Genomic DNA, 24934 nt, shown 5'->3' with positions numbered 1-24934 from the left:
CGATTTTTATATGGCAATCGTATACCGATTACTTTAGAAGCGCATCAAAGGGGATGTACTTCACAAGGTCGCCGCAACTAAAGGCTTGTCCAGGTGGACAGTCAATCAGACCATCTCCCCAAGAGGCACTTGTCAGCACCCCGGAACTTTGATTGGGAAATAAATCCAGTCCGCCCTGGGCATTAAGCTTAACGCGTAAAAATTCATTACGACGATCCACCTTATGCCAGTCGAAATCAGCCCGCATGAAATACGAGTGTGGCGCTTTTACATCACGACCCTGAAGCTTCAAAATAAATGGGCACACAAATAATAAGAAAGTGACAAAGCTCGAAACTGGATTGCCAGGCAAGCCAATAAACCACGCTTCACCATCTTTCGACTCATCTGACTTTCGAACGGCACCAAAGGCTAACGGCTTTCCGGGCTTAATCGCAATTTGCCAAAGACCCAAACGTCCCTCAGCAGTCACAGCAGGCTTTATATGATCTTCTTCACCCACGGATACCCCACCAGAGGTAATGATCAAGTCATGATCTTTACTCGCATTACGAAGTGCTTGTCGCGTTGCATCCAATCGATCGGGGACAATTCCTAAATCAGTAGCATCACAGCCTAATAATTTCAGGCATGCCAGCAAGGTATCGCGATTCGAGTTGTAGGATGCCGCCTGGTTTGAGGGGTGCACCTGGCAAGGCCAACTCATCGCCCGTAAAAAACGCTGCCACTTTTACTCGGCGCTTTACATTTAAATGGGTTTGGCCCGCAGATGCAGCAACGCCCAACTCTTGAGGCCGTAAAAACGTGCCAGCGGTTAATGCGGCTTTGCCTGCCGTTAAATCTTCGCCACGACGACGAATCCACTGACCCAATGTTGGAACGATATAACTTGAACTAAATCGGTAGAGCCGTCTGGGACTGCGCAACCTTCAAGATTTGGCCCGATGTTAAGGTATCCGCTGTTCGGACCGCGTAACCATCCATTGAGGTATTGTCCAATGGAGGAACATCTACCAAGCTCACAACATCTTCAGCGAGCGCTCGACCGAGCGCCTCTTGAGTAGCTACCTTTTGACTCTGCACTACAGGATTTGCATGTGAAATCAAATGATCTAAAGCCTGCTGCGCTGTCAACATTGGGGGCTTATTTACTGCCATGATCACCTTGTGAATTTGTTCAAGTTCTGAGCTCGATATTTAACCAACGTGTGTTGTTATAAATTCTTTAACCTGATTGACATCGGCATCAATATTGACCACACGCTGCGGCTTTGATTTGATATCTTTGAATGCAGGCGGGCATTCAGCGGGACAGTCTAATGCCTCTTGAATCGTTTCTTCAAACTTAATTGGTAAAGCCGTTTCTAGAACCAGCATTGGGACGCCTGCTTGCAAGTGCTCGCGAGCAACTTTTACACCATCTGCTGTATGCGTATCAATCATGATACCGTACTTACTCTCGATATCACGAATCGTTTCGAGACGATTTGCATGTGTGCTTCGTCCAGATTGAAAACCGTATTTACCGAGATCTTTGAATACAGCTTCCTGGGAAATATCAAAGCCACCGGTAGTATCAACTTGCTTAAACATTGCAGCAGTAGCGTTATCATCTTGACCCATAAAATCAAAAACAAACCGCTCAAAGTTACTTGCTTTGGAGATATCCATGGATGGGCTTGAGGTGTGCAATGTCTTGGCAGACTTACGTGCACGGTAAACCCCGGTACGGAAGAATTCATCCAGAACATCATTCTCGTTGGTGGCCACCACAAGATGCTCAATCGGCAAACTCATCATGCGGGCAATATGGCCAGCACAAACATTGCCAAAGTTTCCAGAGGGCACAGTAAATGAAACTTTTTCGGAGCTAGATTTTGTCGCCAGCAGATACCCCTGGAAGTAGTACACCACCTGAGCGACTACTCGACCCCAGTTAATGGAGTTCACGGTACCAATCTGATTCTTGGCTTTGAAAGTGGGATCATTACTCACCGCTTTCACAATATCCTGACAATCGTCAAAGACGCCAGCAACTGCCAGATTAAAAATATTAGGGTCCTGCAATGAATACATCTGAGCCGATTGGAAGGCGCTCATTTTGCCGCGAGGCGAAAGCATAAATACGCGGACACCCTCTTTACCACGCATGGCATACTCAGCAGCGCTACCTGTATCACCAGACGTAGCGCCCAGGATATTGAGATTCTGACCGGTGCGTTTTAATGCGTATTCAAAAAGATTGCCAAGCAATTGCATCGCCATATCTTTGAATGCCAAAGTTGGGCCATTCGAAAGGCTTAATAAACCGATACGAGTGCCCCGCTCCTCACCCAACCAATGTAAAGGGGTGATGTCTTTAGCATTATCTTGTGGACGGCCGTTGCAATAAACTTGCTCGATATAGGTTTTGCGTAAAAGAGCACGCAAATCTGCTTCAGGAATGTCATCACAATACAGACTCAAGACCTCATAGGCCAAATCCGCATAGGACAATCCACGCCAAGAGTCCAGCTGAGTAGGGGCAACTTGCGGGTAATGCGTCGGCAAATAAAGGCCGCCATCTGGCGCCAACCCACCCAACAAAATTTCTAAGAAGGATTGTTGTGGGCTATTGCCACGAGTCGATTGGTAACGCATGGGTTTTACAGAATTGTGCGGAAATAAATTTAAGACAGATTTTCTAGACGAATCTTCACTACATCGCCAGCCACCGTTTTGAGATTCTGAATCTCTTTGATCGCTGACAACATATTCTTCTCTTTGGTTTCATGCGTCAATGCAACCAGATCAGTCCGACTTTCACCTTCATCGGCTTCTTTTTGTAAAAGGGCATCAATGGATACGCCATGAGAAGCCAAAATTTTGGTGATATTCGCCAATACGCCTGCCTGATCTGCAACGCGCATACGCAAGTAATAACTTGTGGAGATTTCGCCAATCGGCAAAACGGGAGTGTCCTGGACCGCATCTGGCTGGAAGGCTAAATATGGAACACGATGTTCGGCATCAGCACTTAGCAAACGAGTGATATCCACTAAATCCGCAATCACGGCAGAGGCCGTGGGTTCGGAGCCAGCACCCTTGCCATAATACAAAGTGGTGCCTACAGCATCACCGAATACCTGCACGGCATTCATAGCACCCTCAACATTAGCAATCAAACGCTTCGCAGGAATTAAGGTTGGGTGAACGCGCAACTCCACCCCAGTTGGGGTTTTCTTAGCAATGCCCAATAACTTAATACGGTAACCCAGTTGCTCGGCATAACGTATGTCGATAGCAGCTAACTTGGTAATACCTTCGACGTGCGCTTTTTCAAACTGCATTGGAATACCAAATGCGATTGCGCTCATGATGGTTGCCTTGTGCGCAGCATCAACGCCTTCAATGTCAAAGGTGGGGTCTGCTTCTGCATAGCCTAAGCGTTGCGCCTCCTTCAGGACGGTTTCAAAGTCCAAGCCTTTGTCACGCATCTCAGAGAGAATGAAGTTGGTAGTGCCGTTAATAATGCCGACAATCCATTCGATACGGTTGGCGGTTAAGCCTTCCCGCAGCGCCTTGATGATCGGAATTCCACCAGCAACGACTGCCTCAAAAGCCACCATCACACCCTTAGCATGAGCCGCTTTAAAAATCTCATTGCCGTGCACTGCAATTAATGCTTTATTTGCGGTCACTACATGCTTTCCAGCAGCAATCGCCTCTAGTACCAAGTCTTTGGCAATACCATAGCCGCCGATCAACTCCACCACAATGTCAATTTCAGGGTTATTGATAACGGCACGTGCATCATTGACGATCTGAGCTCGATCTTGAACGATCTCTTTCGCACGCTCGACGTTTAAATCGGCAACGGTATTAATTCGAATACCACGACCTGCACGGCGGGTGATCTCATCTTGGTTGCGCTCGAGAACAGTGAATACGCCACCACCAACGGTGCCAATACCTAATAGACCTACTTGAATCGGTTTCATGATGCCTTTGCTGCGGTTGAAGAAGCCTTGCGGCCATGCTTATTACGATAACGCTCAAGAAAACGGGCAAGGCGACCAATCGCCTCTTTAAGCACATCCTCATGAGGTAAGAACACTACGCGGAAATGATCAGGCTTGCCCCAGTTAAAACCAGAGCCCTGCACAAGCAATACTTTTTCTTCTTTCAATAGACCTGCTACAAACTGTTGGTCATCCTCAATCGGATAAACATCAGGGTCTAATCTAGGAAATAAATACAGCGCCGATTTTGGTTTGACGCAGGTGACTCCTGGAATATCGGTAATTAACTTCCAAGCGAGATCGCGCTGCTTCGCAAGTCGTCCACCTTCGTTAACGAGATCATTAATACTTTGGTAACCGCCTAACGCTGTTTGAATAGCGTACTGACCTGGAACGTTTGCGCACAAACGCATCGATGCCAACATATTGAGGCCCTCGATATAGTCACGCACCATTTCCTTATCCCCGGAAACCACCATCCAGCCAGCGCGGTAGCCGCATGAGCGGTAGTTTTTGGATAGGCCATTAAAGGTAATGACAACGACATCATTTGATAAGGAAGCCAGAGAAATGTGCTTCTCACCGTCATACAACATCTTGTCGTAAATCTCATCTGCAAACAGAATTAAACCGTGTTCGCGGGCAATTTGTGTAAGCTCTAGCAATACTTCTTTTGAGAAGATAGCACCAGTAGGATTATTTGGATTAATCACCACTATCGCTTTTGTGTGTGGCGTAATTTTTTTACGCAAATCATTTAAGTCGGGCGCCCACTCTTTTGCTTCATCACACAGATAGTGCACTGGTGTACCACTAGACAAACTGACTGCAGCAGTCCACAGCGGATAGTCTGGTGTAGGCACGAGAACTTCATCACCATCATTGAGCAATGCGTTCATCGACAGCACGATCAGTTCAGATACGCCGTTGCCGGTATACACATCATCTAAATTGACGCCTTGAATGCCTTTTTCTTGGCAATACTGCATGATGGCTTTGCGGGCCGCAAAAATACCCTTGGAATCTGAATACGCAGAGGCATTGCTTAAATTCCGAATCATGTCCAACTGAATCTCTTCAGGTGGATCGAAGCCAAAAACCCCTACATTTCCAATGTTTAATTTGATGATTTTGTGACCCTCTTCCTCCATGCGCTGAGCGAGCTCGAGCACTGGCCCACGAATGTCGTAACAGACGTGATTGAGTTTTTGGGACTTTAGAACGGGTTTCACAATAAATTAATGGGTAAGTTCTTGAAATCTCGGAAAAAAACAGCCAGCTATAATCCACACAATTATGACAGAGAGTCCACGTGAAACTTCAACCTGACCCCCATTCAGGAGCCAATACGATCACCGGCTATGGTGATGGCTACATGGAAATCAACCAAGTCCCATACGCCCATGCGGTTTTACTATGCTCAGATGGGGCTATTTCTGAATGGTCAGCCAAATCCTTTGACGCTTTGGAAGCAAACCATTTTGCTCAAATGATCGCCCTCAAGCCAGAATTGGTCCTCATTGGGACAGGTCGTCAGCAACGCTTTCCAAAACCGCAACTCCTCAAAGCCCTGATTGATGCCAAGATCGGCTTTGAAATTATGGATTCTCAAGCAGCCTGTCGTACCTACAACATTTTGGCCGGCGAAGGTCGTCAAGTTCTCTTAGCGCTGATTGTGGAGCCGACTTAATGCAGTTTTGGCACATACGCCAATCGGCTGCCCTTCACTCCGGCAAGATTTTGCTCTTGCTCGTGATTTATGCGTTGATCTGGTTTGGCACTCTAAATTATCGCCACCTCATTCCTTCCGATGAGGGTCGGTATGCAGAAATGGCTAGAGAAATGCTGGTGACCGGCGATTGGATCACCCCTCGCTATAACGGCTATAAATATTTTGAGAAGCCACCGCTGCAAATCTGGGCAACTGCCGCAGCATTTCAAGTTTTCGGAATTGGTGATTGGCAGGCTCGATTGTGGACGGCGTTAACTGGATTCTTCACGATTGTGGCAATTGGATTTACCGGGGCGCGTATTTATAACGCCAGAGCAGGATGGTTAGCTGCAGTAGTTTTGGCGTCCAGCCCGATGTGGATCATTAGTGGTCACTTCAATTCTTTGGATATGGGGCTGTCTGCATTTTTAGTTGCAGCTCTGTGCAGTCTTTTAATAGCGCAAACCTCTCAAAATCAGTCCGACACGCGACATTGGATGTGGGCTTGTTGGTTCTTTATGGCTCTCGCTACCCTATCAAAAGGTGTAATTGGTGCAGCAATACCCACTATGGTGTTTATCGCCCACTCCCTCACTACTTGGGATTGGAAAGTTTGGACGCGGCTGCGTTTGTTTAGCGGAATCACTCTCTACCTTCTTATTACAGCCCCATGGTTTATCTTGGTTGCACAACGCAATCCCGAGTTCTTAGAATTTTTCTTTATTCACGAACACCTACAGCGCTTCACGCAAGATGCGCACAGTCGAACGGGACCAATCTATTATTTTGTACCGCTATTACTTATCGGCATCTTGCCTTGGGTGCTTCAAATTCCGGGGTCGATAACGCAAGCGTGGCAAGAACGTCAGCGCAGTTTCTCTAGTGGCTGGTTATTGGTATGTTGGTTTGCGGTGATCTTTGCGTTCTTTAGTGTGTCGCGCTCCAAATTACCCGGCTACATCATTCCCATTTTTCCTGCGCTGGCTTTATTGATTGGAAACCGCTTGGACCACCTGCTAGGTCACACGAATAGCATGAAACTTCCTTGGTGGCTGCAAGCTATTGCTTCTGCTTTATTGGGATGCGCTGGATTTTTCTTCTTATCCGAAATCGGCAAGCAAGCAAGGCCAGATGAAATTACGGCTTATGCTCAATACACGTATTGGATTATTACTGCATTAATCGCACTCATTGTCTTTAGCCTTTATGCAGCATGGCAATCGAGACGCAAGGGTCTTCAAAGTATTGTGAGTTTTGCTTGCGGCTTTTTCTTGTGCGCCATGATTGCTGGCACCGGTCACGAAACCTTAGGAAGAGCTGTATCTGGCATCGATTTAGCGAACCGCGTTAAAGCAACCATTCCAGCAGGCGTGAACTTTTATTCCGTCCGTTTACTGGATCACACAATGTCGTTCTACTTAGGTAGAACCATGATCATGGTGGAAGATCCAGATGAATTACGCTTTGGTGTCGAGCAGCAACCCGAACTGTGGTTGCAGACGCTCGATGCCTTTATTGCTCGCTGGAAAGAGGATCAAACAGCGTATGCCATCATGGTTCCTGAGCAATATGAAGCGCTTCAGGCACAAAATTTTCCTATGCAAGAAATCGATCGAGATTCTCGGCGCGTCATCGTTAAACACCCAGAAGTTTCCACCTCAAGCCAGTAATCGAGTGAAGTAATATAAGAGCCATGTCAAACGCCCCCGCCTTTATTCCTTTTACTCGCCCCAGCTTCAATCAAGAAACCATTGATGCGGTTGCAGACGCATTGCGCTCCGGTTGGGTAACTTCGGGTCCGAAGTCGGCAGAGTTTGAGGCTACTCTCAGCAACTACTTTGGCGGACGACCTGTGCGTTGTTTTGCTAATGGCACGGCAACGATGAAGATTGCCCTGCAAGTTGCTGGCATCGGCGAGGGTGACGAAGTGATCACGACACCAATTTCTTGGGTGGCAACATCGAATGTCATTTTGAGTGTTGGCGCTAAACCGATCTTCGTGGATATTGATCCTGTCACTCGTAATATTGATCTCCTTAAGGTAACTGCTGCCATCACCCCCCAAACGCGTGCCATCATGCCAGTCTACTTAGCAGGCTTGCCAGTGGACATGGATCAGTTATATACCTTGGCCAATCAATTCAACCTACGTGTGATTGAAGATGCGGCACAAGCCTTTGGTTCGCAATGGAACGGTCAAAAGATTGGTAGCTTTGGGGACTTAGTGAGCTTTAGTTTTCAGGCCAATAAGAATCTCACTACGGTTGAGGGCGGATGCCTCGTACTTAACAATGCCGATGAAGCAACGCTCGCTGAAAAGTTCCGCCTCCAAGGATTAACCCGCCAAGGGATGGATGGCATGGATGTCGATGTGCTGGGCGGCAAAGATAACTTAACCGATGTAAATGCTGTGATCGGTCTTCACCAACTTAAACAACTGCCTGCGTATCAAACTCGTCGTGCAGCATTAGCACGCCAATACTTTGACGCTATACGCGCTGGGCTCCAATCCGCTGGATTAGAAAATTTGCCTCTTGAGTTACCCGTGGAAAATTTTTCGGAGACAAATTGGCATATGTTCCAAGTGGTTCTTCCACTAGAACAGTTAGACTGCGATCGCACTCAAGTAATGTCCGAGCTCAAGGAAATCGGTATTGGCACTGGTGTGCACTATCCTGCAATTACTGGCTTTACTCTCTATAAAAACCAGGGATATAAAACTAGTGATACACCCATTGCAGAATGCGTTGGTCGCTCCATTTTGACTCTCCCCCTGTTTCCTGCAATGGCTGATGAAGATATCCGCCGCATCAGCTGCGGATTCATTGAAATTCTGAAGAAACACCGCAAAAACTAGCCCTATTCGGTTTTAGAGGTTTTGCCAGCAAAATCAGGCAAAATCGCATCATGACTGCCAATTTAGCCGCCAATCCAACGCTGAGCATCGTCATCCCCGTTTACAACGAGGAAGATGGACTCCAAGCATTGTTTGATCGCCTGTACCCCGCTTTAGATACTCTCGCTAAGAAACGAAACCTGCATTACGAAGTCGTTTATGTGAACGATGGCAGCAAAGATCGCTCTGCGGGCATTTTGGCAAAACAAGTTGAGCTGCGTCCAGACGTAACACGCGCTGTGTTGTTTCATAGTAATTTTGGTCAACATATGGCTATCATGGCTGGTTTTGAATACGCAAGAGGTGAGCACATCATTACTTTGGATGCGGATTTACAAAATCCACCCGAAGAAATTGATGCCCTGACCGAGCAACTTCTGAAGGGTCACGATTACGTTGGCACGATTCGCGCAGATCGCCAAGATAGTTTTTTTAGAAAATTTGCATCCCGTGCTATGAATCGTCTGCGCGAAAACATTACCCGCATCACGATGATGGACCAAGGGTGCATGTTGCGAGGCTATAGTCGTCGTATCGTTGACTTGGTTCGCCAATGCGATGAGAGCAATACGTTCATTCCAGCATTGGCATACACCTTTGCTGCTAACCCCATCGAAATCACTGTAAAACACGAAGAGCGTTTTGCAGGGGAATCCAAATACAGCCTATATCAACTCATTCGCCTGAATTTTGATTTGGTCACTGGGTTTTCCATCATGCCTTTGCAGATCTTCTCGATTCTGGGCATGCTGCTCTCGCTGGCAGCTGGCAGCCTGTTTGCCTATCTGTTAGTGCGTCGTTTTGTTCTTGGAGCCGAAGTTGAAGGGGTCTTTACCCTCTTTGCGCTCACTTTCTTCTTGATTGGCGTAATGCTCTTTGGCTTGGGTTTGCTCGGCGAATACATTGGACGTATCTATCAGCAAATTCGTAATCGCCCTCGTTACGTTGTGCAAACCGTCTTAGAGAAAAAATAATTGCGCGCAGTCGTATTCGCCTACCATGATGTCGGCGTCAATTGTCTAAAAGCCTTACTGGAAGCAGGCATCCAGATTGATCTGGTGGTTACCCATCAAGATGACCCCAATGAAAATGTTTGGTTCGGTAGCGTTGCCAAACTCTGTCAAGAGAAAAATATTGCCTACATTACTCCCAGCATTGAAGAGTTAGGCGGTCTGACTCCAAAGCTTCAGGCACTTTCACCGGATTATTTATTTTCGTTTTATTACCGCTACATGATTCCCGCGCCAATCTTGGAATGCGCCAAGATTGCTGCACTGAACATGCATGGCTCTTTATTGCCAAAGTACCGCGGTCGCGCTCCAGTCAATTGGGCTATCTTGCATGGTGAGACAACAACCGGTGCTACTTTGCACGTCATGGAAACGAAGCCAGATGCAGGCGATATTGTGGGGCAAGCTAGTGTGGACATTGGCCCCGATGAAACCGCAACAGAGGTCTTTAGCAAAGTTAGTCGCGCTGCGGCTGAAGTCATTCGGACAGTATTGCCTGAGTTACTTCAAGGCAATGTACCTCGTTCACCCAACCTACTAAATCAAGGCAGTTATTTTGGTGGTCGCAAGCCCGCTGATGGGCAAATCTACTGGAATCAGACCGCGCAACAGGTGCATAACCTAATCAGAGCAGTGGCACCCTCTTACCCTGGAGCCTTTACCGACTTTCAAGGCCAAACCATGATCCTTGCGAAATCCAGCCTCAAAGGACCCTTTCCAGTAAATCTGGATCTTGGGACTCCTGGCATCCAAGTGGTTGATAATCGGGTATTTGGTATTTGCGGCAATCAACAAGCCATTGAGGTCTTGGAATGGTTTCCGGCAAAGTAATAAGCAGCATACAGATATACGAATTCGATTAAAACGAGGCAGTAATAATGAAAAAAGTACTCATTCTTGGTGTGAACGGATTTATTGGTCACCACCTTTCCAAGCGCATTCTGGAGACAACCGATTGGGATGCCTATGGCATGGATATGCAGAATGATCGTCTTGGAGATCTAATCCATCATCCTCGCATGCACTTTTTTGAAGGCGATATCACCATTAATAAAGAGTGGGTTAAGTATCACATTCGCAAATGCGATGTCATCCTGCCCTTAGTTGCCATTGCGACGCCAGCAACGTATGTACAACAGCCTCTCAAAGTATTTGAACTGGATTTCGAAGCAAATTTACCCATCGTTCGCTCCGCAGCGAAATACAAGAAGCACTTAGTCTTTCCATCAACCTCTGAGGTTTATGGCATGTGTGAGGATAGCGAATTTGATCCATCTACATCGAGTATGGTGTATGGGCCAATTAATAAACCGCGCTGGATTTACGCTTGCTCCAAACAACTCATGGATCGCGTGATTTGGGGTTACGGCATGGAGGGTCTGCGCTTTACCCTATTCCGTCCATTTAACTGGATTGGACCAGGTCTCGATAGCATCTACACACCAAAAGAAGGCTCATCTCGCGTAGTGACCCAGTTCTTGGGTCACATTGTCCGCGGTGAACCAATTAACCTAGTAGATGGTGGCGCCCAAAAACGCGCCTTTACTTATGTTGACGATGGCATCGATGCCCTAATGCTCATTATCGATAACAAAGATGGTGTCGCTAACGGCAAGATCTACAACATTGGCAACCCCAAAAATAATCACTCTGTTCGTGAATTGGCAAATCAAATGTTGGAGATCGCGCGCAGTATTCCGGAATACGCCAAGACAGCAAATGATGTGAAGATTGTTGAAACAACCTCGGGCGCCTACTATGGCGAGGGCTATCAGGATGTACAAAACCGCGTCCCTGCAATCGACAATACGATGAGTGAATTGGGCTGGAAACCGACCACTACGATGGCAGATGCGCTCAAGAATATTTTTGAAGCCTATCGTCAGGACGTCGAGAAGGCCCGTTCTTTAGTCGATAAAGAATAAGCACCAGCATTCGGTTACATGGCGAAGATTGCTCTCAAGGTAGATGTTGATACCTTACGCGGCACCAGAGAGGGAGTGCCCAATCTTGCGAGAACGCTGGATCGCTTTGGTTTAAAAGCTACCTTTCTATTTAGTCTGGGCCCAGACCATACTGGCTGGGCACTCAAACGCGTATTTCGACCAGGCTTTCTTAAGAAGGTGGGTCGTACTTCGGTTGTAGAGCACTATGGCATTAAAACCCTGCTCTACGGGATTTTATTACCGGGTCCAGATATTGGAAAAAACGCGGCTGCAGAAATGCGCGCGATTGATCAAGCTGGTCATGAAACTGGTATTCATACTTGGGACCATGTTGCCTGGCAGGATGCGGTTCGCCATCAAGATGCCATCTGGACAAAAGCGATGATGCAAAAGAGTTGGGATCGCTTTGTAGAAATTTTTGGCCATACTCCAGCAACCTATGGTGCTGCTGGTTGGCAAATGAATGAAGCAGCGTTTGAGCAACTTGATCAATGGGGAATCCAATTCTCGTCCGATGGCAGAGCAGAGCCGAACTTAGTGCCTTACCGACTCGCACTGCCATCAGGAAACGCAAAACATGTGCAGTACCCAACGACCTTGCCGACATTTGATGAACTGATTGGCACCGATGGTGCCGATGCATTTGGCGCAGTAAACAAACTGCTAGCAATAGCCAATAGCAACCCAAACGATCAAGTATTCACATTACATGCCGAACTTGAGGGTCAAAAACTACTGCCAGCGTTTGAAAAACTACTGATGGGTTGGCTTAATCAAGGCCACGACCTTGTTACTATGGGCGAACTTCACCAATCTTGGAAAGCCACCAACCAACTCGATAAAATAGCGGTATTACCACTGACTTGGGGTGAAATCCCGAATCGCAGTGGTGAACTTATTGTTCAAGATAATTAGAGCAACTTGAGCAAATAACGCAGAATAAACGAAATACACATTACAGAGGCACACTTAAAGGAACCATCATGACAATAGCCATCGGCCAACCTATTCCAGCATGCGCTATTCCAGCGACATCGGGCCTCACGTTTTCACCTGCGTCTACTAAAGGAAAAAAACTGGTTTTGTACTTTTACCCTAAAGATATGACGCCTGGTTGCACAGCCGAGTCTGGTGAATTTCGGGATAATATTGATGCGTTTACAAAAACAAACACCTTAGTTGTTGGCGTCTCTCGCGATAGCCTCAAGTCACACGACAATTTCCGCAGCAAATTGGGCCTACCGTTTGAGCTTGTAGCCGATACAGAAGAAAAGCTTTGCCGGCTCTTTGACGTCATCAAAATGAAGAATATGTACGGCAAGCAGGTCCGCGGCATTGAGCGCAGCACCTTTCTGTTTGACTCGACTGGCAAGCTGGCAAAAGAGTGGCGCGGCCTAAAGGTTCCAGGCCATGTGACAGAGGCATTACAAGCTGCCCAAGCTACTAAGTAATTTTTTACAACAATTTATTCCAAGGTGCTTGCAAACCCCAAAATTTGGGGTAAAGTGAATCCATGCACCGTAAGCGACGGGGAAGTCTGACAATCCTTTAAATCAAAAACCTGAAAGATCTCAGAGCAGGTTTGGAGAACAACCCCCGCCGATTTTTGGAAGCCCTTGCAACCCGTTTCACAATAAACCGTCACTGCACTACGCTTGACGGTTTTTTCTTTTAGGAGAGTCTGCATGCCATTGCCACCCATCCCAACTCAAATTGCTGATCAAGTGAAGCTAAGTCGCAAAGATACTCATGACTTAAAAAAACGCCCAGCTCCAGCAAAACCAGTGGTGGTTAAAAGTGCAGATTGGGTAAATGATGCTGAGGAAGATTTATCCGCAGCGGAAATTGCTCTTGAAAAAATAAAATCGGATCGCAGTTCAATGCGCAATGAAGGTAAAGCTACCGCACCAGCAAAACCAAAGCGGGTAGTGCGTACTGGCCCTCCTAGCTTGTTTGTATTGGACACCAACGTCTTAATGCATGACCCAAGCTCCTTATTTCGCTTCTCAGAGCACGATTTGTACCTCCCAATGACCACGCTGGAAGAGCTGGATAATCACAAGAAAGGCATGACTGAAGTTGCGCGCAATGCCCGTACGGTAAGCCGCTCGCTGGATCAATTGATTGCTGGCACCAGCGGCACATTGGATGACGGCATCCCCTTAAATAAACTTGGCAACCAAGATGTATCGGGCCGCCTGTATTTCCAGACCAAACTCTCTACTAAAGCGTTGCCTGAAGGTTTGCCTGAAGGCAAAGGTGATAACCTCATTTTGGCAGTGGTTAGCGAACTGCAAAAAACGCGCAATGGCCAAGAGGTTGTATTGGTATCCAAAGATATCAACATGCGCATTAAAGCGCGCGCCTTAGGCTTGCCTGCAGAAGATTATTTCAATGACCAGGTCCTAGAAGACCGTGACTTAATGTATTCAGGTGTGATGTCACTGCCTGCAGACTTTTGGCCAAAGCATGGCAAGGATATGGAGAGCTGGGATGACTCTAAATCTGGAACCATGTTTTACCGAGTCACTGGCCCCACAGTGCCCAGCATGCTGATCAATCAATTTGTGTTTCAAGAAAATCCTGATGGCTCAACACCGTTCTATGCTCAGGTGAAAGAAATCAATGGCAAGACTGCTCTTTTGCAAACTTTACGGGATTTCTCACACCAAAAGAACAATGTTTGGAGTGTGACTGCGCGTAATTGTGAGCAAAATTTTGCTATGAACCTGCTCATGAACCCAGATGTCGATTTTGTGACTCTATTGGGTCAAGCCGGTACTGGTAAAACCCTTCTGGCCTTAGCCGCTGGACTAGAACAAGTTTTGGACAGCAAGCGTTATAACGAAATCATCATTACTCGTGCCACAGTGCCGGTGGGTGAAGATATTGGCTTCCTACCAGGAACAGAAGAAGAAAAGATGCAGCCTTGGATGGGCGCTTTTGACGACAACCTCGAAGTACTCCAACGCAATGATGCTGCTGGTGAATGGGGTCGAGCTGCCACTCAAGAGCTCATTCGCTCCCGCATTAAAGTTAAGAGCATGAACTTCATGCGCGGCAGAACTTTTGTTAGCAAATTTGTCATCATTGATGAAGCGCAAAACCTCACGCCAAAACAAATGAAAACCTTAGTGACTCGCGCTGGCCTCGGCACTAAGATCGTCTGTTTAGGCAACATCGCGCAGATCGATACACCCTACTTAACCGAAGGCTCTTCTGGTTTAACGTATGTAGTAGATCGCTTTAAGGGTTGGCGTCACAGTGGTCACGTAACGCTAGCGCGGGGTGAGCGCTCTCGTCTTGCGGATCATGTGCCGACGCACTCTAAACAAACCTTCTCATGCTGCACTCTTGTTGGGTGCGGCATTTTTATTTGTGTCTACCTGTTATCAGGCTGCTCCATCTTTAACAGCAAGTCAGGGCCCTCCAAGGTTGCGCAGTTTCAGCAAGATATCAGCGTTGGAACCGAAGATATTTCGATTGCTGCCGTAGGATTGGTCGATGTGCCTTATCTCTATGGCGGAAATACCCCCAAAGGTGGCTTTGATTGCAGTGGTCTGATTGTGTATGTTTATAACAAAGCAGCTGGTATTAAATTACCTCGGACCATTCAACAGATGAGCACGCAGGGCAGAAGCATTGATAACCAACCACCAGCGTCAGGCGATCTTGTCTTTTTTAATACCACGGGTGAAAAGTATTCCCATGTCGGAATTTATGTTGGTCAAGGTCGCTTCGTACACACACCTAGTGCAGGCGGTACCGTGCGACTCGACTACATTACATCGCCCTATTGGGCAGCAAAATTCACTGAAGCAAGGCGTATAGCGAAGTGAAGCGCCTCAGTAATACCAATTTGTAATAGAAGTTTTTTAGAACGGCTCGTAGCCGCCTGAGGAATAACCGATTGAGCCCAAAGCCAAGTTATCAAACTTGGTATAGGGGCCTTGCCAGCTCAAGCGAACCGTTCCAATAGGGCCATTACGCTGCTTACCAATGATGATCTCAGCCACGCCCTTATCAGTAGTGGTGTCTGGGTGATAGACCTCATCACGATAGATAAACATGATCAAGTCAGCATCTTGCTCAATCGCGCCCGACTCACGAAGATCGGACATGATGGGTCGCTTATTGGGACGTTGTTCAAGACCGCGGTTTAACTGCGAGAGCGCCACGACTGGACATTGCAGTTCTTTGGCAAGTGACTTCAATGAACGGGAGATTTCAGAAATTTCGGTAGCACGATTCTCAGAACCTGAGCCACTCATCAACTGTAAGTAATCAATCACCACTAGACCAAGTGTGCCACCAAAGTTTCTGGCAATACGACGTGCGCGTGCACGCAACTCGAGACTCGATAATGAACCGGTTTCATCAATGAGGATTTGCGTATTACTAAGGCGAGCAATGGCATCCGTTACCCGTGGCCACTCATCGTCTTGCAACTTACCGGTACGCATACGACTCTGATCGACGCGCCCAACCGATCCCAACAAACGTGCCGCCAATTGCTCACCGGACATCTCCATAGAGAACACCACAACCGGCAAACCTTCAGCGAGCGCTACGTTCTCAGCGATATTGAGTGCGAAGGCTGTCTTGCCCATCGAGGGTCTCCCAGCAACAATCACTAAGTCACCTTTTTGCAGACCACTGGTTTGTTTATCGAGATCAATAAACCCTGTAGCTATCCCAGTAATGTCGCTACCGCCTTGGCGGTTATACAACTCGTCAATTCTGGCGACTACAGAGCGCAATAGGGGCTCGATTTCGAGGTAATCGGCCTTACGACTGCCATCTTCACCAATTTGCAAGATGCGAGTCTCAGCCTCATCCAGAAGCGTGCGAACCGTACGACCCTCAGGCACAAATGCCGAGCTCACAATACTGTCCGATACCTCAATCAGGCGACGCAAAATACTGCGGTCGCGCACGATATCCGCATAGCCCTTGATATTGGCTGCGCTCGGTGTGTTTTGTGCTAAGGAATTGAGATAGTCAACGCTGACTAAGTCGCCACCCTGCTCTGACCTCACTGCGTCATACACAGTAATGACATCAGCAGGATGATTGTCGCTTATGAGGCGCGCAATAACCTTGTAGATCAATGCATGCTCAGGGCGATAGAAATCTTTGTTGTTGAGAACTCCGCCAAGGTTGTCCCAAGCTGAGTTATCGATCAGTAGACCACCGAGCAAGGATTGCTCGGCTTCTACAGAATGGGGAGGAACTTTTAGAGCCTGCACGACCGCATCCCCAGAACCCGCCATGCCGGGATTCAGCGTAACGGAACGTGAACGGGATTCAGCCATGAGGCTAGTTTACAGGCGAACTAAGATTGTTCGCCAACCACACGAATTGTGATGTCAACCACGACGTCGGTATGTACAACAACCGCCACTGGATGATCACCAACCATTTTCAATGGGCCAGTTGGCATACGGATAGAAGCCTTCTCAATTGTGAAACCTTTACCTTTCAATGCGTCCGCGATGTCATGATTGGTTACAGAACCAAACAAGCGACCGTCAACGCCAGCTTTTTGATTGGCCTCAAGGACCAAATCTTTAAGCTTGACGCCAACTGCTTCAGCAGCAGCCAATTTTTCAGCAGCCAATTTTTCCAACTCAGCACGACGCGCTGCAAAGTCAGCAATCGCTGCTTCAGTTGCACGACGCGCTTTACGTTGTGGGATTAAGAAGTTACGAGCGAAACCGTCTTTAACGCGAACGACGTCACCGAGATTGCCCAAGTTTGTTACTTTTTCTAAAAGAATGATTTGCATTGAGGGCTCCCAATTATTTTCTGTGTTGATCTGAGAATGGCAACAAAGCCAAGAAACGAGCACGCTTGATAGCAGTGTCTAACTGACGCTGGTATTTCGCTTTTGTGCCTGTCAAACGAGCAGGAGTGATCTTGGCGTTTTCGCCAATAAAGTCCTTCAATGTGTCTACATCTTTGTAGTCGATCTGTTCTACGCCAGCAACAGTGAAACGGCAATAACGCTTACGCTTGAACAATGAATTCTGAGCGGGTTTCTTTTTGAAATCTGGTTTCTTTCCAAACGCCATGATGATTTCCTCTTTAAATTTTTAATTGAATATGGTTAATGTGGAAAACCAGTCTTTGATTACGTAGAGTCTTCGGTGCTAAGAATCCTTCAAACACCGCCTCGGCTCCTAAATCCATCTTGTCGAGATCCCGTTGTATTGGACCGATTGCAATGGCTTCAACACTCATCTGAATTTTCCTAGCTACTCCTACCTCGTTTACTTGTCCGCTGTGTTCAAGCTGACAATGCATCACCGGTATTCCTGCTGGTGTAAATCGAATCGCGTCTTTAGATACCAAGATTGCAGTGAGGGTGAAATGATTCAACGCCGCCCCGCTTCTCTGATACGTTCTCTAGCTGTGTATTCCCCTTCAAATTTCGAACTTATTCCGCCGCTACAGGAGCGTCGGCTTGAGCAGATTTACGCGCTTCCTCACGTTGCACTTCTTTCATCATGATAGAAGGCTCAGTTTCTGCTTTCTTAGTTTTGATGATGAGGTGACGCAAAACAGCATCGTTAAATTTGAACGCATGCTCGAGCTCTTCCAGAGTTTTCTGGTCGCACTCAATGTTCATGCAAACGTAGTGGGCCTTGGCAAGCTTATCGATCATGTAAGCCATCTGACGACGACCCCAATCTTCAATACGATGAATTTTGCCGCCCGCAGCTGCTAATATAGCTTTGTAGCGATCGATCATCGCCGGCACTTGCTCGCTTTGGTCCGGATGGACGATAAAGACGATTTCATAATGACGCATCAAACACTCCTTAAGGATAAAGTCACCTGGGCGTCTTGCTAATTTCTGATGGTTTGGAAACTAGCGCCAGTGTGACAAGGTAGTAACAAATTGTAGGTACTGCTCACAACACTTTTTAAATCCTTACCGAAATTCAGGCAAGACCACTATTCTAGCAAAAAACCCTGCCAAGTCAGGGATCTAGAATTTGCTTTGGGGTTCTTTGCGGCATTCAGCGCTAGCTGAAGGGCAATTTTGGCTTTTGGCGGATTTAACTCCCCTGCAGACACGGAGTCCAAACCATCCCAAATGGCTACCGTCAGGCCAGCCCCCGTCCTGGATGCCCCAACTAGGCCAACACCATGAATCTGCGCTTGTTTGAGAGGCCCCAACCATGACTGATGAACGCCGCCCATTCCTGTGCCGGCCAGCACCAACCCCTCAACACCCGCTCCGAGCAACGCATCGATAGACTGCGGCCGTGCGCTAGGATGGCTAGTAACAATCTCCACCCAAGGCCAACACCCTGTGGAACTGGCAAATCTTCACTCAACGCAGACTGGACAGCTTTTACACGTGACAACCATGAGGGGTTAATCAACCCGGTTGTGGAGTATGGTGAATCCATTAGCGGGGCATTGAAGGTGTTCGTATGGCGCTTTGCCAAATCCCGTGCCATGCAAACCTTGCCAGCAAAAACGGCAAATACCCCACCTGGGCAATTTTCAGGCGCAGTGTCAGCCCATTGGATGGCATCCGCGAGGTTCTGCGGGCCATCCGCCCTCGCAGCATTGGAAGGCAGCATTGCACCGGTTAAGACCACCCTTTTGCCTAATTTTTCAGCAAGCTTGCCACAAGTGCTGTCCAGAAAAAATCCCGTTTCTTCAACGGTATCGGTACTGTGGGTAATCACAATCCCTTTTAATAATGGATTCGGCAGCTCATCTATAACTGTATTGGCGATCTGGGTTAGTAGTTCTTCACTAAGATCCCCGCTGTCAATATTGGCCATTTGCCGTGACACCAGTTTTACCGAGCTTGGTAAGCCTGCTCCCAACTTCTCTAAAATAGCGCCGATCTCTAGTTGCCCCGCAGTGTAGGTAAACGGCTTGGATGGGTCTCTAGCTACACCCGCAATGGTGCCGCCAACCCCCAAAACCAGGATATGAGAGGTAATTTCAGAAGCGCTCTGGATTGTCATGCCCCATTATCACCTGTAAATGACTTGAATTCTCCAAAAGTGCTGTATACAATCCCAGTATGGACATAAATACAGTTGATTTTTCCGAGGAGTTGACCACCCTCCCCAAGCTCACCGCCCGTCAGAGTGAGATTTTGGATTTGATTACCAAAGCTATCGATGAGAGCGGTTTACCGCCCACGCGCGCAGAAATTGCAGCCCAGTTGGGATTTGCCTCTGCCAATGCAGCGGAAGAACATTTGCGCGCACTCGCAAAAAAAGGCTATATCGAATTAACGCCCGGCACTTCTCGCGGCATTCGCATTCCACAACGCTTCAATCAAACGCAGCGCGCCAATCAATATCGACAGCTATCGCTACCCTCGGGTGCGCTTCAACAATTGACACTGCCCCTCATTGGTCGTGTTGCTGCGGGCTCACCCATCATGGCGGTTGAGCACATTGAGAAACAAGTGCCTATTGATCCAAGCTTATTTAGCAAAGGTGCGGATTACTTATTAAAAGTAAAAGGCATGAGTATGCGTAACGCCGGAATTTTGGATGGCGATTATTTGGCCGTCAGAAAAACAACCGAAGTTCGCAATGGTGACATTGTGGTTGCGCGCCTTGACGATGAGGTGACAGTGAAGCGCTGGCATMAAAAGAAAACCGCCAATGGCTTAGTCGTGGAACTACAAGCAGAGAATCCAGATTTCAAAAATATTGTGGTTGACAGACGTCAACCAAACTTTGTAATTGAAGGGCAAGCGGTTGGCTTAATTCGAGCTGAAAGACTATAACGCATAGCTATTACTTGCCGATTAAATCAAAAGGCCTCCAATTGGAGGCCTTTTGATTTGTGTGTTTATATTTTTAATTACTTCTTGCTTGGTGCAACCACGTTTGCATTCTTAGGTAAGGATGTAATCGTAATGAGTGTTTTGGGTCCAGTCAGCGAGCCTTCATTCAATTCCACTGTCGCAGTACGATCGCCCTTGGTGAAAACCAAAATACTGGTTTTTGTTTTCACGGAACTGACGGTTGTCCAACCAGCGCGTGGATATTCCGATTGAAAGAATGCATAAATATCGATTGGCGACTGAACTCCAGACAACACAACTCGACCGACCCAATTGTCACCACGACCAATAATCAGAGAATCCGCGCCAATAATTTTGGAAGCTGCTGGTAACGGCATATCGCCCAACAGTTGCGATTGAATCTTCTGCACTTCTTGTAGAGTGCCTGTTGGGGAATCGCTAGAGCTTACGCATGCGCTCAAGAGAGCGGCTAGAGATAGTACAAGGGCGCCGAATTTAAGAGAGTGACTGGTGATCTTTGCTATTAAGGATGAATGTCCATTGCTTGTGTGCTCAAAAAACATTTGAGGTCTTGGCCTATTTCGTCAAGCAAAATTACTGGAGGCGCGTGAGGGAATCGAACCCCCGTACGAAGCTTTGCAGGCTCCTGCCTAACCACTCGGCCAACGCGCCAAACTCTAGAACCAAGATGGGAAGCTTTTTAGGGCTTCCCATCGAATTTGGAGCGGGAAACGAGGCTCGAACTCGCGACCTCAACCTTGGCAAGGTTGCGCTCTACCAACTGAGCTATTCCCGCGTAACAGGGCGATAGTTTAACAAACAATCGAAAAGAAAGCATTATTCCGCAGGAAACAGAACTTTCTCACCCATCAACTCACCCTGCGAGCCTTACGGAACGGAAATAAATCGAATTAGTCGATTTTGCCGACTAATTGCGGTAAGGCCTTTTTTAAGTAATAAAACATCGACCAAAGCGTCAAAAACGCTGCCACCCAAATCAACCAAGTGCCGACTCTCGAGCAATCTAGCCGGCCAAATAACGTGTCATGAATTAATAAAAATGGAATGGCCACCAATTGTGCGGTGGTTTTGAGTTTGCCCACCATATGTACCGCAACACTTTTACCTGCACCCAACAATGCCATCCACTCTCTAAGGGCAGAGATCGTAATCTCACGACCAATAATAACTAGCGCAACCCATACCTGCACACGATCCATGTTTAACAGAACAAGCAATGCAGCAGCCACGATTAATTTGTCCGCAACCGGATCTAAAAATTGGCCAAAGGCAGATTCCTGCTTTAAGCGGCGCGCTAAAAATCCATCCAACCAATCGGTGATTGCTGCTGAAACAAAAATGATGGCTGCGATGACATTCTTTTCAAACGGAGAAAACCAAGCAGCAGGAAGATAAAAAACCACTACCAGCAATGGTATTGCGGCAACACGCAACCAGGTCAGTGCAATCGGTAGATTAAATGGCATGAATGAAGAATAAACGAAATCGTCAGTAATACACTAGTGAAGCTGGCGATAAATTTGTTCAGCCAATGTAAGTGATACGCCCTCTACACTGGCAATCTCTTCCACAGTAGCGTTGGCTACTCCTTTAAGACCGCCAAAGCGGGCCAATAACTTTTGTCGCCGTTTTGCGCCGATACCCTCAATCTCCTCCAAACGCGATACCGTTCTGGCTTTCGCACGCTTGGCACGCATCCCCGTAATCGCAAAACGGTGCGCCTCATCACGAATTTGTGCCACCAGCAATAGTGCCGCGCTATCAATACCTAGCTCGAGAGACTTACGGCCATCCGCAAAAATTAAGGTTTCTAAGCCTACTTTACGCCCCTCACCTTTGGCTACGCCAACAATGAGGCTTATATCCATCCGAAACGCTGATAGCACTTGTCTTGCCATCTCGACTTGGCCCTTACCACCATCAATCAAAATAACGTGTGGCATTTTTTCTTGGGGAAGCTCCTGAAAATTGGCATAGCGTCTTTGCAGTACCTGTCGCATAGCGGCATAGTCATCGCCTGGCGTAATGTCATTGATATTAAAACGCCGATATTCTCCAGACTGCATCGCATTTTTGGCGTAGACAACACAGGAGGCTTGGGTTGCCTCTCCCGATGTATGACTAATATCAAAGCATTCAATGCGCAAATGCTCGAGCCCTTCCAGATCAAGGCCCAATACATCCACCAAGGCGCGCGCCCTGGCTAGTTGCCCACCAGTTTCTACAATGCGTTTAGTTAAGGCGATCTTCGCATTTCCTTCGGCCATGACAAGCCAATGACGACGTTGCCCCTGAGGTTGGTGTAAGAAAGTGATTTTTCTACCTGCTTGCGCATTCAATAAATCGCGCAGATCTTCAGGGGTTTCTTCTATTGATTCACTAACATCATCACTTACGGAACGCAGAGAGTGATTGAGGACTAAGACTGGTGGAATGACAACCGCACTTACACCACCACTTGCGTCATGTTTTTCATCGACATCCTCCAAGTAATGTTGCGCAATAAACGCCTCCAAAATTTCTGCGGGGGGAGGCATTTCACCTGAGGCCGAGCGTAAGCTTTTCGGAAAATACGCTCGATCCCCAAAATGTCGTCCACCACGCACCATGGCTAGGTTAACGCAAACTATTCCCTCCATTTGTGCGACAGCAATAATATCGACATCTCCTTCGCCTTCAGCAACCACATCCATCGCTTGCTGTTGTAAAACGCTGGACAAGTCTGCAATTCGATCGCGCAAGACTGCGGCCATTTCAAATTCCATAGCATCACTATGCGCATGCATCTCCTTTTCCAGTTCGGAGAGAACGCGACTGTGATCTCCTTGCAAAAACCGCGTAGCCTGCGCCACGTCTTGCCCGTACTGCTGGGCACTTAATCGCCCCACACAAGGTGCGCTACAGCGATGAATCTGATGTAGCAAACATGGACGGCTACGATTCTTAAAAACGGAATCCTCGCATGTTTTCAGGCGGAAGACTTTTTGTAATATCTGCACGCTATTGCGCACTGCCCAACTATTCGGAAATGGTCCAAAGTACTGGTTTCGTTTATCGACCTTGCCACGATAGGAGGCTAGGCGGGGAAATTCATGGCCGGTGAGCATGACATAAGGGTAGGACTTGTCATCACGAAAAAGAATATTAAATGGTGGCGCCAACTCTTTAATGAGATTATTCTCTAGAATAAGGGCTTCCGTTTCGGTCCGTGTTACTGTTATTTCATAACGAGCAATTTTGCCCACCATCAATGCGATTCGAGGCGATAGTTGCTTACTCTGAAAATAACTGGATACCCGCTTTTTAAGGTTGCGTGCTTTGCCCACATACAAAATATTTCCCGCTTCATCAAAAAAGCGATATACCCCCGGCAATCCGGGTAGCCGTTTAACATCCTGCTGAAGGGTTTCAAAAAGCGAATTACTCATGCGTTGGGATATTTTCTGCCAAATCGTAGACAACTATGGGGATGCCGGTGTTTGCTGGCGTCTAGCGAGAAGCTTATCAAGTCTTCACGGCCAAGAGGTGCGCATTTTTTGCGACGATCTCCCCACCCTCAATTTACTCGCTTCTGGTGTTGATCCCGCAATTAAACAGAAAATTGATTTACAACCCTGGGAGGCCAGCTACAGCAATGCCAAACACCCTGTACGGACACCCGATGTTGTCATCGAGGCCTTTGGGTGTGAGTTACCAGAGCGCTACCTTGCAGGACTGTTTATTGCATCCGTAAAACCCATCATCATTAACCTTGAATATCTCAGCGCAGAGCCCTGGATCGTAGACTTTCATGCAAAGCCCTCCCCCCAATCCCATGGGATATCAAAGTATTTTTTCTTTCCAGGATTTCAACGAGATGTTGGCGGAATTCTGATTGACCCAGTCCCACCTGTAGGTGAAGCGATTGCCAAGCGTACTCCTGTAGATCTACAAGATGCATGGTCTAAGTTACGTGCAGGCGCGAAACGTATCAGCATTTTCTGTTATCCCGGCGCGCCATTGCGTAAATGGTTGCTAGACCTGGGCAACTTGGGTATTGAAGTGGATGTCATTCTCACTCATGGCCATGCAGAGCATCTCCATCTTTATGGGGAACAGCCATTTGAAATACCGAACAATGTGCAATTGATTTCAATTCCGTTTGTCTCACAAGACCATTACGACTGGGTGTTATCGCAATGCGATTTCAATATTGTGCGGGGCGAAGATTCTTTCATTCGAGCACAATTGGTTGGCAAGCCATTTATTTGGCACATCTACCCTCAAGAAGATCGTGCACATGAGGTGAAATTGGCTGCATTTTTAGATCTTTATCTCGCGGATGCCTCTCAGGAGCTACGGCTTGCGATCATTGCGGCGATGACATGGGCCATGCCAAGCGAGTGGCTAGACCTCCTCGATCCATGGGGCACGCATGCTAAAGAATGGCGCGCCCAATTACTCCAAAATCAGGGTGATGGTGACTTAGTGACCCGTCTATTGCGGTTTGTGTCCTAGACCCCGGCTAAAGTGCCTTACAGGCGGTTACAATCTTGGTTTTGATAAAAACCGCAGA

The 24934-nt window shown here is 47.4% G+C and carries 24 protein-coding genes, 2 tRNA genes and 2 pseudogenes; 12 read left to right on the top strand and 16 right to left on the bottom strand.

Annotation, left to right across the window (positions count from 1 at the left end):
- Window positions 1-28 precede the first annotated feature (28 nt).
- From BQ1619_RS02025 to BQ1619_RS02010, 4 genes and pseudogenes are all read right to left on the bottom strand, one after another.
- Window positions 29-1137: pseudogene (locus BQ1619_RS02025) on the bottom strand (molybdopterin molybdotransferase MoeA).
- A gap of 60 nt (window positions 1138-1197) precedes the next feature.
- A complete protein-coding gene (thrC, locus tag BQ1619_RS02020; protein WP_114661976.1) occupies window positions 1198-2640 on the bottom strand; it encodes a threonine synthase in 1443 nt (480 codons plus the stop codon).
- A 29-nt stretch (window positions 2641-2669) separates the two neighbouring features.
- Window positions 2670-3980, bottom strand: a complete 1311-nt coding sequence (locus BQ1619_RS02015) for a homoserine dehydrogenase (protein WP_114661974.1) — start codon at window positions 3978-3980, stop codon at window positions 2670-2672.
- On the bottom strand, window positions 3977-5233 hold the full coding sequence (locus BQ1619_RS02010) for a pyridoxal phosphate-dependent aminotransferase (protein WP_114661972.1): 1257 nt from the start codon (window positions 5231-5233) through the stop codon (window positions 3977-3979). The genes BQ1619_RS02015 and BQ1619_RS02010 overlap by 4 nt, the downstream gene beginning before the upstream one ends.
- Before the next feature lie 80 nt (window positions 5234-5313).
- Here BQ1619_RS02010 and BQ1619_RS02005 point away from each other — a divergent pair, with 80 nt between their 5' ends.
- From BQ1619_RS02005 to BQ1619_RS10160, 10 genes and pseudogenes are all read left to right on the top strand, one after another.
- Window positions 5314-5691 carry an Mth938-like domain-containing protein gene (locus BQ1619_RS02005; RefSeq protein WP_114661970.1) on the top strand — a complete coding sequence of 126 codons (378 nt, stop codon included), beginning with the start codon at window positions 5314-5316 and terminating at the stop codon, window positions 5689-5691.
- Entirely contained in the window at window positions 5691-7382 is a 1692-nt protein-coding gene (locus tag BQ1619_RS02000) for an ArnT family glycosyltransferase (protein ID WP_114661968.1), read from the top strand. The genes BQ1619_RS02005 and BQ1619_RS02000 overlap by 1 nt, the downstream gene beginning before the upstream one ends.
- A gap of 23 nt (window positions 7383-7405) precedes the next feature.
- Complete coding sequence (locus tag BQ1619_RS01995; protein WP_114661966.1) at window positions 7406-8569, top strand: DegT/DnrJ/EryC1/StrS family aminotransferase; 1164 nt, start codon at window positions 7406-7408, stop codon at window positions 8567-8569.
- A gap of 50 nt (window positions 8570-8619) precedes the next feature.
- Window positions 8620-9582, top strand: a complete 963-nt coding sequence (locus BQ1619_RS01990; RefSeq protein WP_114661964.1) for a glycosyltransferase — start codon at window positions 8620-8622, stop codon at window positions 9580-9582.
- On the top strand, window positions 9583-10449 hold the full coding sequence (locus BQ1619_RS01985; RefSeq protein WP_114661961.1) for a formyltransferase: 867 nt from the start codon (window positions 9583-9585) through the stop codon (window positions 10447-10449). It abuts the gene before it with no gap.
- Between the two features lie 47 nt (window positions 10450-10496).
- Window positions 10497-11543, top strand: a complete 1047-nt coding sequence (locus tag BQ1619_RS01980) for a bifunctional UDP-4-keto-pentose/UDP-xylose synthase (RefSeq protein ID WP_114661959.1) — start codon at window positions 10497-10499, stop codon at window positions 11541-11543.
- Between the two features lie 18 nt (window positions 11544-11561).
- A complete protein-coding gene (locus BQ1619_RS01975; RefSeq protein WP_114661957.1) occupies window positions 11562-12479 on the top strand; it encodes a polysaccharide deacetylase family protein in 918 nt (305 codons plus the stop codon).
- 68 nt (window positions 12480-12547) lie between these two features.
- Window positions 12548-13015 (top strand): peroxiredoxin, encoded by a 468-nt coding sequence (locus BQ1619_RS01970; RefSeq protein ID WP_114661955.1) that lies wholly within the window; start codon window positions 12548-12550, stop codon window positions 13013-13015.
- A 234-nt stretch (window positions 13016-13249) separates the two neighbouring features.
- Window positions 13250-14878 (top strand): annotated as a pseudogene (locus tag BQ1619_RS01960) (PhoH family protein); the annotation flags it as partial.
- Window positions 14879-15403 (top strand): C40 family peptidase, encoded by a 525-nt coding sequence (locus BQ1619_RS10160; protein WP_174222113.1) that lies wholly within the window; start codon window positions 14879-14881, stop codon window positions 15401-15403.
- A gap of 36 nt (window positions 15404-15439) precedes the next feature.
- Here BQ1619_RS10160 and dnaB read toward each other — a convergent pair whose 3' ends face one another.
- From dnaB to BQ1619_RS01930, 7 genes are all read right to left on the bottom strand, one after another.
- Complete coding sequence (dnaB, locus tag BQ1619_RS01955) at window positions 15440-16879, bottom strand: replicative DNA helicase (RefSeq protein WP_415065865.1); 1440 nt, start codon at window positions 16877-16879, stop codon at window positions 15440-15442.
- Window positions 16880-16899: 20 nt separating this feature from the next.
- The gene (gene rplI, locus BQ1619_RS01950) at window positions 16900-17352 is read right to left on the bottom strand and encodes a 50S ribosomal protein L9 (protein WP_114661952.1); all 453 of its coding nucleotides are present in this window, start codon (window positions 17350-17352) and stop codon (window positions 16900-16902) included.
- Between the two features lie 13 nt (window positions 17353-17365).
- Window positions 17366-17638, bottom strand: coding sequence for a 30S ribosomal protein S18 (gene rpsR / locus BQ1619_RS01945; RefSeq protein ID WP_114661951.1), 273 nt, complete (start codon window positions 17636-17638; stop codon window positions 17366-17368).
- Window positions 17639-17651: 13 nt separating this feature from the next.
- Entirely contained in the window at window positions 17652-17945 is a 294-nt protein-coding gene (gene priB / locus BQ1619_RS01940) for a primosomal replication protein N (protein WP_114661950.1), read from the bottom strand.
- A gap of 58 nt (window positions 17946-18003) precedes the next feature.
- A complete protein-coding gene (gene rpsF, locus BQ1619_RS01935; RefSeq protein WP_114661949.1) occupies window positions 18004-18378 on the bottom strand; it encodes a 30S ribosomal protein S6 in 375 nt (124 codons plus the stop codon).
- 146 nt (window positions 18379-18524) lie between these two features.
- Window positions 18525-18818 (bottom strand): L-asparaginase family protein, encoded by a 294-nt coding sequence (locus BQ1619_RS10560; RefSeq protein ID WP_415065862.1) that lies wholly within the window; start codon window positions 18816-18818, stop codon window positions 18525-18527.
- Window positions 18707-19558 carry an asparaginase domain-containing protein gene (locus BQ1619_RS01930; RefSeq protein WP_197711821.1) on the bottom strand — a complete coding sequence of 284 codons (852 nt, stop codon included), beginning with the start codon at window positions 19556-19558 and terminating at the stop codon, window positions 18707-18709. Before BQ1619_RS01930 ends, BQ1619_RS10560 begins: the two co-directional genes overlap by 112 nt.
- Window positions 19559-19617: 59 nt before the next feature.
- On the opposite strand from BQ1619_RS01930, the gene lexA reads away from it, so the two are divergent.
- Window positions 19618-20337, top strand: coding sequence for a transcriptional repressor LexA (gene lexA / locus BQ1619_RS01925; RefSeq protein WP_114661947.1), 720 nt, complete (start codon window positions 19618-19620; stop codon window positions 20335-20337).
- 77 nt (window positions 20338-20414) lie between these two features.
- Here lexA and BQ1619_RS01920 read toward each other — a convergent pair whose 3' ends face one another.
- The 5 genes from BQ1619_RS01920 to uvrC all read right to left on the bottom strand — a co-directional run bounded on the left by BQ1619_RS01920 (window position 20415) and on the right by uvrC (window position 23807).
- Window positions 20415-20819 (bottom strand): hypothetical protein, encoded by a 405-nt coding sequence (locus BQ1619_RS01920; RefSeq protein ID WP_231968434.1) that lies wholly within the window; start codon window positions 20817-20819, stop codon window positions 20415-20417.
- 137 nt (window positions 20820-20956) lie between these two features.
- A tRNA-Cys gene (locus BQ1619_RS01915) sits at window positions 20957-21030 on the bottom strand.
- A 48-nt stretch (window positions 21031-21078) separates the two neighbouring features.
- Window positions 21079-21154: transfer RNA gene (locus BQ1619_RS01910), tRNA-Gly, on the bottom strand.
- Between the two features lie 115 nt (window positions 21155-21269).
- Window positions 21270-21845 (bottom strand): CDP-diacylglycerol--glycerol-3-phosphate 3-phosphatidyltransferase, encoded by a 576-nt coding sequence (gene pgsA, locus BQ1619_RS01905; protein ID WP_114661945.1) that lies wholly within the window; start codon window positions 21843-21845, stop codon window positions 21270-21272.
- A gap of 33 nt (window positions 21846-21878) precedes the next feature.
- Entirely contained in the window at window positions 21879-23807 is a 1929-nt protein-coding gene (gene uvrC, locus BQ1619_RS01900; protein WP_114661943.1) for an excinuclease ABC subunit UvrC, read from the bottom strand.
- On the opposite strand from uvrC, the gene earP reads away from it, so the two are divergent.
- Entirely contained in the window at window positions 23806-24876 is a 1071-nt protein-coding gene (gene earP / locus BQ1619_RS01895; RefSeq protein ID WP_114661940.1) for an elongation factor P maturation arginine rhamnosyltransferase EarP, read from the top strand. The two genes, uvrC and earP, sit on opposite strands and share 2 nt — an antisense overlap.
- Window positions 24877-24934 lie beyond the last annotated feature (58 nt).

The organism is Polynucleobacter necessarius, from assembly GCF_900095195.1.
Lineage (GTDB): Bacteria > Pseudomonadota > Gammaproteobacteria > Burkholderiales > Burkholderiaceae > Polynucleobacter > Polynucleobacter necessarius_G.
The sequence above is the reverse complement of the archived record's forward strand: the minus strand, read 5'-3'. Positions and strand labels throughout refer to the sequence as shown.